Raw genomic sequence first — 12,707 nt, 5'->3', positions numbered from 1 at the left:
GCGGCCCCTGTACGTCGGCGGAAGGGTGACGGGGCGCCGGGGCGGGCGGGGACGAGGTCGCGTCGTTCGGGTCGACACGCCCCGGAGCCCAGCACCCGCCCCGGGCCATGCATCAACCCTGGTCAGACGGCTCCGCTGACGCCATGACCACGGACTGCACCTGCACGGTCACCGCGCTGCACCAACTGCCGATACAGTGCACGTTGACCTAACTCGACATGAGCTGAGGCGACACCATGACGACCGTGCAGCGATGGAGCGGTCAGGAGAGCAGGACCCTCCGCCACGCACTCCGGATGAGCATCCGCGACTTCGCGTCACATCTCGGCGTGGCCGAACGGACCGTGTCCAAGTGGGAAGCCGGTGGCGCTGGTGTCACTCCGCGCCCTGAGATGCAATCGGCCCTCGACACCACGCTCGGCAAGGCTCCCGTGGAGGTACAGGACCGCTTCACGGCCGCGCTGCGAGCCGCAGCACCATTTCCCACCGATGTGCCTGATGTGCCGGTCAACGACGCGACGCAGCTCGGTGACCTCGTCGCCGTCTTTTCGAGCCGTTCAGAGTTCTCCACCCGGATCTCACCCGACCACCTCCTGGGCGGCGCAACGACGGTTCGCGCTGTCGGACTTTCGCTCAACCTGCTTGCTCAGGGCTTCGCCGACAGCCAGTGGCGTGCCCTCCTCGACGCAGGGGGCCGAGCCCGCTGCCTGTTCCTCGATCCCGCAGGGTCGGCTGTCCAGGCACGCGAGGCAGAGGAAGGCTTCTCGCCAGGTCAGCTCTCCGGCCTGACCAAGCTGAACATCGAGACGTTGATGCGGGTCCGGAAGCGGCTGCCGGAAGAGCTACGTGACCACCTGGAACTGGCCGTCTATGACGACACGCTCCGCTTCAACGTGGTCTTGGCAGATGACCTCTGTGTTGCGCAGCCGTACCTGCCGGTGAGTCGAGGGGTCGATTCCCCGACTTTCGTGGTCAGACGGCAGGAAGACCGGTCCTGCCTGTATCCGGTCTTCGAGCAGTTCTTCGAGGCGCAGTGGCAGCGAGGGCGGCAGTTGTGAGCGACTACCGACACCTGCTTCCGGTGGCCGAGGAGGCAGTGGCACGGGCGGCCGAGATGATGCGGCATCGCTCCCCCGGTCTTCTCACCGCCAAGGGTGAGCGGGATTTCGCGTCGCAACTCGACTACGAGATCGAGCGCGAGGTTCGGGCCTTCCTCCAGGCCGCCACTCCCGAGATCGGCTTCCTCGGCGAGGAAGACGGCGTCCAGGCCACGGGCGAGATGCAGTGGGTGCTCGACCCAATCGACGGGACGGCCAACTTCGTACGCGGCATCCCACTGTGCGCGGTGTCGCTGGGGCTGCTGCACGGGGATGACGCGGTCCTCGGTGTCATCGAAACCCCTTTCCTGGGCAATCGGTACGCCGCTGCCCGTGGCAACGGTGCGACAGTCGACGGAAAACCCATCCGGGTGAGCGACACCAGCATGCTGTGCGACGCGGTCGTGGCGATCGGTGACTATGCCGTCGGGTCGGACGCTGCCACCAAAAACCGGGCGCGTCTCGCTTTGACAGCACGGTTGGCCGAGACGGTGCAGCGAGTGCGGATGACCGGGACCGCCGCGCTGGATCTAGCCTGGCTGGCCGAAGGCCGGATCGATGCGGCGCTCACCCTGTCTAACCATCCGTGGGATATGACGGCCGGAGCGGCAATCGCCCGGGAGGCGGGCGCTGTCGTTGTGGACCGAGACGGAAGCGGGCACTGCCCCCGCTCGTCCATAACCCTCGGCTTAACTCCCCGTCTGGTGGCGGAGATGCTGACGCTGGTCGGCGCAGTCTCTTCGGACGACTGATCAGAGGCGTCATCGCATCCGCACAACGTCGCGGCGCACGGTCGGCGGCATGAGCGCGCTCCGATCATTCCAGCTTGCCCGAACGACGTAGCTTGGAGGATGGCGCCTACTAGTTGATGACGTGGCCCGCACTTCCAAACAGGAGAACTGTGGACGCAAATTCGATCACTGCAATTTCTGCGACCGTGATTGCCATCGCCTCACTTGCAGTCTCGATCACCGAAGCAAGGGCGAGCCGAAGGCATAACTTCCAATCGGTTCGCCCGCTGCTGAGTCTGGACTGCCTCCGGACGGACGGCGGCCTGACAGGAATACGAATCCAAAATGCCGGCCTTGGCCCGGCCATTATTCGAAAAGCTACCTTTTATCTCGACAGCGAGGAGGTCGGGCCGTGGGAGAAGCAGGCCGTCGACCCCCTGCGGGGCACGTTCGCAGTCTGGCCTAATTTCACATCCCTTCGCCAAGGCAAACCCATTCCAGTCGGCCGAGAACTGATAATCCTTGCCGTAGAGTCTTACGATCCAGCGAGAGACGATGATTTTTGGGAAGCGGTAACGCAACGGATCAGGGTCCATGTGCAGTACGAGTCGATTTACGGCAACGAACAGCTTGAAGCACGGTTCGAAGGATCACCTCGCCATGGGATCGAATCGGCTCGACCAATAGAGGGATGATGGAAATTCTTGAATAAATCGGGGACATCCAGGGCAAGCGAACCTGACTACACCTGGAGGACCAGGGCTGGGCTACGAAAAACCATCCCGACCGAAATGCCGGGTCTCATGCGCGCATTGCGGTGCGATTCTCGCTGTTCAGCCCAGTTGTGGGGCAACCAGGCGACGACGAGCGAGAGCAATAGGGACCTCAGTTGGATGAAGTCTTGAACTGTCAAAAAACTGACAGCCAATGCAGAGAAACCATGTCGACCGCTACCTTGCCCGAGTGATGGATCTTGAGGTAGGTACCTACGAGCATCTGATAACTGACCAGCTCGCCAACCATCTCCACCACCTCGACCCGACTCACGTCCAGCACCAGCCCCTGGACCCCGCCGACTCCCATCACCCCCTCACCCGGCACCTCGCCACCCTGATCAGCCGGGCCCTGCAAGCCGTCCCCAACGGCGAGGACAAGCTCCGCCACCAGGTCGAGCTGACCAATCGGATCGCCGAAGCCATCGCCACCCTCAGCCCCGCCGCGACCGACCAGCACGACCAGATCGCCGACGCCCGCAACCTGCTGCACGCCATCGCCGCCCCACCCACACCCCCGGCACAGCCGACCTTCCCGCAGCGCCCCACCACCCCGCTCTCTACCGGCGCGCTGCTGGTCAACGGCAGGCACCAGCCCCGCATCGGCCACGAGGTCACTCACGAGATGGCGTCGGCGGAGCGGGTCGACCTGCTCTGCGCGTTCATCAAGTGGCACGGGCTGCGCATCGTCGAACCCGCCCTCCGCGAGCTGATCCAACGCGGCGGCAAGCTACGCGTCATCACCACCACCTACCTGGGCGCGACCGACCAACGCGCCCTCGACCGGCTCGCCGAGTTGGGGGCCGACATCAAGGTCTCCTACGAGACCAGGACCACCCGACTGCACGCCAAGGCGTGGCTGTTCCGCCGCCACCACGGGCTGACCACCGCGTACGTCGGGTCGAGCAACCTGTCGAAGGCCGCGCTGGTCGACGGGGTGGAGTGGAACGTCCGGATCTCGAACGTCGAGCAGCCGCACGTCATCGACACCTTCACCGCCACCTTCGAGGACTACTGGAACGACCCGGCGTTCGAGACCTACGACACCGGGCGGGACGCCGAACGGCTGCGCCGCGCGCTGCGCGGGGAACGGCGCGAGGACTCGCCGACGCAGATCGCCAACCTGGACGTACGCCCGTACCCGTACCAGGCGGAGATCCTGGCGGACCTGGACGCCGAGCGGCAGGTGCACGGCCGGCACCGCAACCTGGTGGTGATGGCGACCGGCACCGGCAAGACGGTGGTGGCGGCGCTGGACTACCGGCGGCTGCACCGAAACAAGACCGTCGACTCGCTGCTGTTCGTCGCCCACCAGGAGCAGATCCTGCGGCAGAGCCTGTCGACGTTCCGCCAGGTCATGGGCGACGGCAGCTTCGGCGAAACCCTGGTGGGCGGGCAGGTGCCGACGCACTGGACGCACGTCTTCGCCTCCATCCAGTCGCTGCACCGGCGGGAGATCGACCCGCAGGCGTACGACATGGTGATCGTCGACGAGTTCCATCACGCGGAAGCGCCGACGTACGCCCGGTTGTTGGAGCGGCTCGCGCCGCGCGTACTGCTGGGACTGACGGCGACGCCCGACCGCGCGGACGGCGGCGACGTGCGGCGGTGGTTCGACGGGCGCGCGGCCGTGGAGCTGCACCTGTGGGAGGCGTTGGAGCGGCAACTGCTCGCACCGTTCCAATACTTCGGGGTACACGACGACACGGACCTGTCGCACCTGCGGTGGCGGCGCGGCCAGGGGTACGACCTGGCTGATCTCGACGGCGTCTACACCGGTGACGACGCGCGGGCGCGGATCATCCTGAAGGCCGTGCGGGACACCGTGGACACCGGCCGGATGCGGGCGCTCGGGTTCTGCGTGGGCATCGGGCACGCCGAGTTCATGGCCGACTGGTTCACCCGGCACGGCGTACCGTCGGCGACGGTGACCTCGCGGGCGGACCGCGCGGAGCGCGACCGGCTGCTGCGGGAGTTCAAGGCCGGGAAGCTGCGGGTGCTGTTCACGGTCGACCTGTTCAACGAGGGTGTCGACCTGCCGATGGTCGACACGATCCTGATGCTGCGGCCCACCGAAAGCGCCACCATCTTCCTGCAACAGCTCGGCCGTGGGCTGCGCCTCGACGACGACAAGCCGTGCCTGACGGTGCTCGACTTCATCGGCGGGCAGCACGCCAACTTCCGGTTCGACCTGCGCTGGCGGGCGCTGACCGGGATCAGCCGGCGGGCCGTCAGAGCCGCCGTCGAGCAGGACTTCCCGTTGCTGCCCAGCGGCTGCCACGTGCAGCTCGACCGGGTCGCCAAGGACATCGTGCTCGACAACCTGCGCACCGCGTTGCCCACGTCAAAGAAGGGCCTGGTGGCCGAACTGCGGCAACTCGGCGACGTGAGCCTCGCAGAGTTCCTCCGGGAGACCGGCCTGGATGTGGAGGACGTCTACCGGTCGGCCTCTGTCGGCGGGTGGACCGGGCTGCGTCGGCTCGCCGGCCTGGACCCCTCGGCCCCCGGCCCGGCCGACCGCGAATTGGGCCGGGCCATCGGCCGGATGCTGCACCTCGACGACGTCGACCGGCTCGACCTGCTGGCGCGGGTCGCCGCCGGTGACCCGCCGCCGGCCGGACGGCTGTGGAACATGGTGCACTTCGACCTGTGGGGGCCGCAGGCGCTGTTGGCCGCCCGGGAGGAACGCCTCGAACGGCTGTGGGCGGAACCGGCCCGCTGCGCCGAACTGCGCCAGGTCGCCGAGGTGCTGCGGGAGCGCATCCACCGGGTCACCGCGCCCGTCGGCGTACTGCGGGTGCACGCCCGGTACAGCCGCAACGAGGCGTGCGCGGCGTTCGGCATGACCAACCCCGGGTCGCTACGGGAAGGGGTGAAATGGCTGGAAGCCGAGCAGGCGGACCTGTTCTTCGTCACCCTGGTCAAGTCGGAGCAGCACTACTCCCCCACCACCATGTACGCCGACCGGGCCGTCACCGAGCGGCTGTTCCAGTGGGAGTCGCAGAGCACCACCTCGGAGTTGTCCCCCACCGGGCAGCGGTACATCCACCACGCGGCCCGGGGTTCGACCGTGCACCTGTTCGTCCGGGAGACCCGGGTGCCGGACCGGGACCTCGGCGCTCCGGCCTACCTGTACGCCGGGCCGATGACCTACCAGCACCACAGCGGCGAACGGCCGATGCGGATCGTGTGGGAGTTGGCGACCCCGCTACCCGCCGACCTGTACGCGGCGGCCCGCACCATCGCCGCCTGAGGTCGTCCCCATGGGATCCTCAGGCCGCATCGGCGTTCGGCGTGAACCTGATGTCGAGCCGCATGTCGAGGGCGCCGGCCAGTCGTTCCAGGACGGGCAGGGTGGGTATCGTCCCGCCAGCCTCGAACCGCGCCACGGCGGACTGCGTCATTCCGGCAGCTCGCGCCAGCCGACTCTGGCTCCAGCCACTGCGCTCGCGCAGGTGGCGAACCTCCTGGCCCAGTTCGAAGGCGATCCTGGTCGCGTCGTACGCCTCAGCCGCTCCAGGTTCGGCCAGCCGGCGGTCACGCAGGTCGTTCCAGTCGACGCGATCACTCATCGTTCTGCCCCCTCGTCACGATGTGCCGCTCCGTCATGCACTGCTCAAGCGCCCGGCGAGCCCGCTGGATCTCCCGGTCCTCCCGCATCCGCGTCTTCCGGAACACCGTCAGCAGGATGATCCTCCGCTCGCCAGCTATCCAGTACGTCAGGCGTACCGCGCTGCGCTCCAGGTAGAAGCGCAATTCTCTGAGTTTGCCGTCCAGTTGCCTGGTATGAGGTTCGCCGAGGAGGACACCTCGACTGGCAAGAAGATCAATATAGAACGCCACTCGGGCGAAGTCTGTGCTCGGCAGTTCCTCCAGCCAGTCTCGGACTTCTGGCTCCAGCTCCACGCTACCCCAGGCCATAGCGTTGATGCTATAGCCCCAGGTAATCAGACACCCTTGGCGACGATCACGTGTCGCGTCAGTTTCCCGGCTTGGCGGCGAGTGCGGGGAGAGGCGTCAGCCGGAAGCGGTCGTTCAGCAGGAGGACGTCTCCGCCACCCGGCTCCCCCCGATGCCCAACTCCTCGATCCGCTGCCACAGCGGCACCAACGCCGCGTCCGGGTCCCGGCTGAACACGCTCCCCCGGATGCGTACGAAGACGCAGTTGCCGACCCGTTCCAGCACCGCCTGCCGGCGCATGTCGCTCTCCCACTGCTCCGGCCCGTGATAGGCGTCCCCGTCGCACTCGATCGCCAGCCGCCGCCCGTCCGGCGCGGGCAGCACGAAGTCGATCCGGTACGAGCCGACCCGGAACTGCGGCAACGGCCGCAGCCCCCGGCGCAGCATGCGCCGCAGCACCTCGCGTTCGAAGTCGCTGTCGCAGCGCTGCTCCAGGTTGTCGTACGCCTCCTCGGCGGTGGTGACGTTCTGGCAGTAGCGCAGCAGCAGACCCCGGGCGTCGTCGGGGCGCAGGTCGTCGGGTTGCACGGAGTGGAACACCCAGAGCTGGTCGCGGGCCCGGGAGGCGGCGACGTTGACCCGCCGGTGGTGGTCGCGTTTGGTGAACGCGGCGACCGGCCCGTGGTGCGGGGAGACCACCGTCGACACCAGCACCACGTCGCGTTCGTCGCCCTGGAAGGTGTACGGGTCGCCGACACGCAGCCGGCGGCGTTCCATCTCCTCCTCGCCGATCTCCTCCCGTAGCCGGGCCAGCAGGTAGAGGGCCTGCCCGCTGGTGCTGAGCAGGCTGACCACGCCGATGCTGCGGCCCGCGTACGCCGGGTCGGCGACGATCGTGGCGACCCGCGCGACGAGGGCCTCGGCCTCGGCGACGTTGACGTTGCCGTACGTGGGCAGGTCCTGGCGGACGCCCTCGGGCACGTGCACGGCGACGACCGGGTCGCCGATGCCGGCGGGCCGGTCGGTGCGCAGCGGTTCGATCTCGCCGCCGTAGTAGGTGTCGCTGGAGAACCCGATGATCGCCGGCACGGACCGGAAGTGTTCGGTGAGCAGGATCCGCTCGGGTGAGCGGCGGACGGCGTGGTCGTAGAGGCTGCTCTCCGGGTCGAAGTGCTCGGCCGACGGCACGTTGACCAGGTGTGAGTTGATCAGGCCGGTGACGCTGCCGACGAAGGAGAGCTGCGGCCCGATCTGCTGGTCGTCGCCGACCACGACGGCCCGTTCGGCCAGGCTGAGGATCGGCAGCGCGAACAGGTCGGCCTGGGACGCCTCGTCGACGATGACGACGTCGAAGCGCGCGCCCCCGGCGAACTGTTCGATGGCCCGGTCGACGGACATCACCCACACCGGCACGGCGTCCACGGCGGCGGTCATCGCCTTCTGGGCGTGGGCCTGCCACTGGGCGGCGTTCTTCCCGGTCCCCTTGCCGATCTTGCGCAGCGCGGTGGTCCAGTCGGCGAGGGCGGCCCGCCGCCGGTCGTCCAACGCCAGCGACACCTCCAACCAGGATGAGGCCACGACCAGTTCCCTGGTGAGCTGCCGGATGCGTTCCCGGGTGCGGTCCACGCGCCGGCCCAGGGCCACCGGGTCTACGCTGCCGACGACCTGGTCGAACCAGGTCTGCGCGCGCCGCCACCGCCACCGGTCGAGGCAGTCCGCGCCGGTGCCGTGCAGGGCGACGGCGGTGCCGTCCTCGAGCTGGGCGGCCCAGTCGGGGGCGACGGGTCGCAGCCGGTCGGTGAGCTGGGCGAGGCGTTGCGCCTCGGGGCGCAGGGCGGCGAGCCGGCGCACCTCGTCGAGCAGGGCGTCCCAGCCGTCGACGTCGCCCTGGAAGCTGTGGTCGAGCAGCCGCCACAGGTCGCTGGCGTCGACGCCGGACATGCCGTGTTGCAGCAACGCGTCGAGTCGGTGTTCCTCGGCCACCAGCTCGTCGTGGGCGAACACCGCGGTGGCCCGGCCGAGCAGGGTGATCAGCGCGGTCAGCCGGCGTACGTCGATGGTGTGCTCGGTGCGCGGCAGCACCCGGCGGACGGTGCCCAGCAGGGCCGGCCAGCGCCGCCGGTCCCAGTCCAGCGCGGTGGCGGCGGCGGTGAGCAGCTGGCCGGTCCAGTATTCCGGCTCGTCGCCGACCTCGGCGGGCAGCCCGAGCGACGCCCGCCACTCCGCCCACCGGGTGGCCAGCGCCTGCCGCAGCCGACGCCGGGTGACGTACGCGACGACGATGTCGACGTCGTCGGCGCTGCGCAGCATCTCGCCGTCGATCCGGCATTCGGTGGCGATCCGGGCCAGGGTGCCCTGGAAGAGCCTGCTGACGCCCTTGCCGGTGGCGAACCGCTGCCGCAGCTCGTCGAGCAGGGCCAGCAGCCGGCGCGGCTCGGTCAGGTGGGCCTCGGCGACGGTGACCTCGTGCCCGGCGATGACCCGGGCGGCAGTGGCCAGGTCGGCGAGCGCCTGCTGGCTGGCGGCGACGTGGTCCTCCCACCGGATGCGCCAGTTGGCGTCGGCCTGCAGCAGGGTGCCGAGCCGGTCGGTCCACGCCCCCTCCCGCTCGGTGAGCAGGGTCAGCGCCTCCCGCAGTTGACCGCCGAGCTGCTCCATGGCGGGCTGCCCGACGGCGCGCGCCTCGGCGACCAGCATCCCGGCGTCGGCGAGCCGGTCCAGTTCGCGTCGGGTCGCAGCCAGCTCGTGGCGGTCGCCCCGGATCGCCTCGGCGGCCGGCAGGTCGGCCGCCGTCGGCAGCTGACGCAGCGCCTGCGCCCGGTCGGGTCGCCGGGTACGCCGGGCGATGTCGAGCAGTTCGCTGAACTCCTCGCCGGTCAGCGGGGCGTCCAGGTCGGGGGCGAGGGGGTCGGGGATGTCGCCGTACCGGTCGGCCCGTTCGCGCAGCCACACCCCGACGTCGCCGGGGGACAGCCGGATGCCGTCGATCTCGTAGCGGGCGGACTCGTGTTCGGCCAACGCGCGCAGACCGGCCAGGGCGAGCCCGAGGTCCCGCTCGGCCTCCTCCAGTTGCCGGCGCAGCCGGTCGACCCGCTGCTGCTCGGCGCGACGGTCCAGGGTGGCGCCCCGGTCGGAGAGTTCCCGGGCGGCGAGTTGGAGCTGCACCAGCTGGTCGGCGGAGCGGCCGAGCACCGCCAGGCAGAGCGGTTGGATCTCGGCCGGCAGGCCGTCGCGCAGCACCCGCAGCGGGTCCTCCTTCTGCGCGACGACCAGCACCCGCTTGCCGTGTGCCATCAGGTGGCAGATCAGGTTGCGGATGGTGTGCGTCTTGCCGGTGCCGGGCGGCCCCTGCACGGCGACGTTGCGGTGCTGGGCCAGCCGGCGGGCGATGGACTCCTGCGCCTCGTTGGTGGGCAGCGGCATGAGCAGCCGCTCCCCCAGCGGCTGCCACCGTTGCGGCTGGTCCTGCGGCATCTCCAGCCGGCTCGGCTCGTGGGCGAGGATGGCGGCCAGCGCGCCGATGCCGGTGGTGTCGCCGCCCAGCAGCCGGGTCCGCAGCTCCTCCAGGAAGCGGCGCAGCATCCGCTGCCGGGGCCGGACGAACAGCACCCCGGTGTCGTGCACGTACGCGCCGGTGGGGGCGGGGGCGTCGGCGTCGCGCAGCACCGGGTCGTGGCCGAGGCGGCGCAGCGCCCGCTCGAAGAACTCCCGCCGGTCGAGGTCCGCCCAGACGTCGAGGTCGAGTTGCCCGCCGACGCCGGCCAGGGCCAGCAGCTGCCGCAGGTAACGCTCGTCGAGGCCGGTCAGCGGGTCGGTCTGCAACCTGGCCGGCCCCTGCGGTACGACCCGCACGACCGACCGGTCCGCGTCGAACTCGACGGCGACCGGGGTCACCACCAGCGGGTACCGCACCGGGTGGCCGGCGACGTCGACGCGGATGACGCCGTGGCCCCAGACGAGTTCGTGACTGGCGGCGGTCATGTCGACCCGGTGCATCAGGTCGAACAGGGCGCGGTGCAGTTGGCGTACCCGGTCGGTGCGGGCGGCCTGCTCGGCCCAGGGCCGCCAGTCCTGCTCCCGCCACTGCTCGAAGCGGGGTCGCAGCCATGCGAGGGTCTCCTCGTCGCCGGTCAACCTCGGCTCGGCCGGGTAGGGCGGGGTGTCGGCGAGGTGCGCGACGAACTCGACGGGGGTCTTCAGTCGCCGGGGTGCCGCCGGCAGGCCGACCTGGAGCCAGCTCACCCCGTCGGCCGAGACGCCCACCTGGCAGTCGGGGTGCTCGGGCAGGTCGTGCTGCCAGAGCGCGTCCGCCGTGGGCACCGTCCGGACCGGTTTCTCCAGCTGGGCGCGGACCGCCATCAGGTAGTCGACCAGCGCGGTGGTGCGCTCCAGGATCAGCGCGGGCGGTTCAGTGTCGGACGTGGCGCGGGGGAGCATGCGGCACCTTTGCTGGCTGTGGCGGTCCCCGGCACCCTACCGGCGAATTCCTCCCGGACGGGACCTCCGGTCGGCATTCCTGACCGCGACCGTGTCGGTGGTCCGTTGTCGGAGGTCCGTTCTAGCCTGGGCCGGCAACCACACCCGAGGGAGACCATCGTGCTCGACCACCTGGGCATCCAGGCCCGCGACATCCCCGCCAGCCTCGCCTTCTACGACGCCGTCCTCGCCCCGCTGGGCGCCCGCCGGCTGTTGGAGTACGGCGACGTGGTCGGCTACGGCGTCGAGCGGCCCGACTTCTGGCTCAGTCCGACCACGACGTCCGGCCCGGCCCACGAGGCGCACATCGCCTTCGCCGCCGCCGACCGGGCCGCCGTCCGGGCGTTCCACGACGCGGCGGTGGCGGCCGGCGCCGAGGTGCTGCACGCCCCGAAGGTCTGGCCGGAATACCACCCGACCTACTTCGGCGCGTTCGTCCGCGACCCGGACGGCAACAACGTCGAGGCGGTCTGCCACCGGCCGGAGTGACGGTCCACCTCCGACCTCCGACCCACGACTACCGGGCCCGACGCGCTGGCGGTCAGCCCGGCTCGGCCGCCGCCAGCGCCAGGTTCTCCGGCACGTCCCGGTCGTGATAGATCCGCTCGCTCGGCTCGATGCCGGCGAGGAACATCGCGTACACCGCCGCCATTCGCAGCCAGGCCACCGGCCGCAGCAGCGCCACCGCCCGTTCCGGCCGGCAGCCGGGCACGTCGGCCCGCCAGCGTGCGCACCAGTCGGCCACCAGGGCGGCGGCCGGCCCGGCGGGCAGCTGCTCGGTCAGCCGCAGGATGTCGAAGGCGGGGTGACCGACGAACGCGTCGCCCCAGTCGATGATGGTGTACCGCGACCCGTCGGCGCGGACGTTGCCGGGGTGCAGGTCACCGTGCACGAGGGTGTCGGGCAGCCCGCACCGGGCCACCTCGTCGAGCCGCCCCTGCAGCCCGGCGACGAGCGGGTCGGCGGCGGGGTGCGGGGCGAGCTTCGCGCGCAGCCACCGGGCCAGGGCGGCACCACGCAGGTCCGGCACGCCGGCGGCGACGAGTCCGTCGACGGTGGGCACCGTGCGCACCTGGAGGGCGTGATGGTCGACGGCGATCGCGGCGCGTTCGGCGGGGTCGGCGCCGTAGCGGTCCTCCCCCGGCACGTGGTCGAGCAGCATCCGCCCCTCGTCGTCGGCGGCGAGCAGCGTCGGGGTGGCCGGGTCGCCGGCGAGCAGCCGCAGCACCGCCGCCTCGTGCCGGAAGAACACCGGCACCTGTTTGAGCCAGGCGGTGCCGTGCGGCCCGTCGAGTCGCCATACCGCCGACAGGTTCCAGGTGCGCTCCTGGGCCGACACGGTCGCCGGCCGACCCAGCCGGTCGAGCTGCGCGGCGGCCCAGGCCAGGCTCGCCGCCGGCCCGCCCGGCTGCGCGTAGGGCGCGCGCAGCGGATGCGCCGCCGGCTGCACCGCCTCCGCCGGCAGCAGCGGTACGCGCACCGGGCCGGCCACCTCGGCCAGGTAACTGACGTGGCCCCCGGGTGGCCGCCCGCGCTGCCCGGCGAGCAGCCGCAGCACCGTCACCTCGACGCCGTACGCGGCGCGGGCCCCCGCGACGACCGCCGTCGTGTCATGCCACCAGGGCACCGGCACGTCGAAGTCGGGCAGTGCGCCGAGGAGGCGGCCGGCGGGGTCGACCAGGACGAGTCGGATGGTGCGGGACATGCCCCGGACGGTAGCGGCGGTCCAC

9 protein-coding genes are annotated in these 12,707 nt (G+C 70.6%); 5 read left to right on the top strand and 4 right to left on the bottom strand.

All coding sequences use genetic code 11. The features are described 5' to 3' along the window. Window positions 1-236 precede the first annotated feature (236 nt). From J7462_RS25590 to J7462_RS25575, 4 genes are all read left to right on the top strand, one after another. Complete coding sequence (locus J7462_RS25590; RefSeq protein WP_374197548.1) at window positions 237-1,058, top strand: DUF5919 domain-containing protein; 822 nt, start codon at window positions 237-239, stop codon at window positions 1,056-1,058. Further along, window positions 1,055-1,849 carry an inositol monophosphatase family protein gene (locus J7462_RS25585; RefSeq protein WP_308291030.1) on the top strand — a complete coding sequence of 265 codons (795 nt, stop codon included), beginning with the start codon at window positions 1,055-1,057 and terminating at the stop codon, window positions 1,847-1,849. Before J7462_RS25590 ends, J7462_RS25585 begins: the two co-directional genes overlap by 4 nt. A 149-nt stretch (window positions 1,850-1,998) precedes the next feature. Beyond that, window positions 1,999-2,523 (top strand): hypothetical protein, encoded by a 525-nt coding sequence (locus J7462_RS25580; protein ID WP_219467576.1) that lies wholly within the window; start codon window positions 1,999-2,001, stop codon window positions 2,521-2,523. Window positions 2,524-2,794: 271 nt separating this feature from the next. Continuing rightward, window positions 2,795-5,854, top strand: coding sequence for a DEAD/DEAH box helicase (locus tag J7462_RS25575; protein ID WP_255597906.1), 3,060 nt, complete (start codon window positions 2,795-2,797; stop codon window positions 5,852-5,854). Window positions 5,855-5,873: 19 nt separating this feature from the next. On the opposite strand, the gene J7462_RS25570 is transcribed toward J7462_RS25575, so the two are convergent. The 3 genes from J7462_RS25570 to J7462_RS25560 form a co-directional block, all read right to left on the bottom strand. Further along, window positions 5,874-6,173: a helix-turn-helix transcriptional regulator gene (locus J7462_RS25570; RefSeq protein ID WP_219467572.1), complete on the bottom strand. Its 300-nt coding sequence runs from the start codon at window positions 6,171-6,173 to the stop codon at window positions 5,874-5,876. Beyond that, window positions 6,166-6,522 carry a type II toxin-antitoxin system RelE/ParE family toxin gene (locus tag J7462_RS25565; RefSeq protein ID WP_219467569.1) on the bottom strand — a complete coding sequence of 119 codons (357 nt, stop codon included), beginning with the start codon at window positions 6,520-6,522 and terminating at the stop codon, window positions 6,166-6,168. The genes J7462_RS25570 and J7462_RS25565 overlap by 8 nt, the downstream gene beginning before the upstream one ends. 114 nt (window positions 6,523-6,636) lie before the next feature. Further along, a complete protein-coding gene (locus J7462_RS25560) occupies window positions 6,637-10,938 on the bottom strand; it encodes an AAA domain-containing protein (protein ID WP_219467567.1) in 4,302 nt (1,433 codons plus the stop codon). A 159-nt stretch (window positions 10,939-11,097) separates the two neighbouring features. Between J7462_RS25560 and J7462_RS25555 the strand changes: the two genes are divergently transcribed. Then, a complete protein-coding gene (locus J7462_RS25555; protein ID WP_219467563.1) occupies window positions 11,098-11,466 on the top strand; it encodes a VOC family protein in 369 nt (122 codons plus the stop codon). A 52-nt stretch (window positions 11,467-11,518) separates the two neighbouring features. Here the strand turns inward: J7462_RS25555 and J7462_RS25550 are convergent, their stop codons facing one another. Beyond that, entirely contained in the window at window positions 11,519-12,682 is a 1,164-nt protein-coding gene (locus J7462_RS25550) for a phosphotransferase family protein (protein ID WP_219467560.1), read from the bottom strand. Between the last annotated feature and the right edge of the window lie 25 nt (window positions 12,683-12,707).

Origin of the sequence: Micromonospora sp. RL09-050-HVF-A (assembly GCF_019374995.1) — a bacterium.
GTDB lineage: Bacteria > Actinomycetota > Actinomycetes > Mycobacteriales > Micromonosporaceae > Micromonospora > Micromonospora antibiotica.
Note: the sequence above shows the minus strand (reverse complement) of the source record. Positions and strands in the feature narration are given on the sequence as shown.

Excerpts from the sequence above, each read along its gene's own strand:
- J7462_RS25570 (WP_219467572.1), bottom strand. The coding sequence starts at position 6,173 with ATGAGTGATCGCGTCGACTGGAACGACCTGCGTGACCGCCGGCTGGCC.
- J7462_RS25560 (WP_219467567.1), bottom strand. The coding sequence starts at position 10,938 with ATGCTCCCCCGCGCCACGTCCGACACTGAACCGCCCGCGCTGATCCTG.
- J7462_RS25590 (WP_374197548.1), top strand. The coding sequence starts at position 237 with ATGACGACCGTGCAGCGATGGAGCGGTCAGGAGAGCAGGACCCTCCGC.
- J7462_RS25575 (WP_255597906.1), top strand. The coding sequence starts at position 2,795 with ATGGATCTTGAGGTAGGTACCTACGAGCATCTGATAACTGACCAGCTC.
- J7462_RS25550 (WP_219467560.1), bottom strand. The coding sequence starts at position 12,682 with ATGTCCCGCACCATCCGACTCGTCCTGGTCGACCCCGCCGGCCGCCTC.
- J7462_RS25565 (WP_219467569.1), bottom strand. The coding sequence starts at position 6,522 with ATGGCCTGGGGTAGCGTGGAGCTGGAGCCAGAAGTCCGAGACTGGCTG.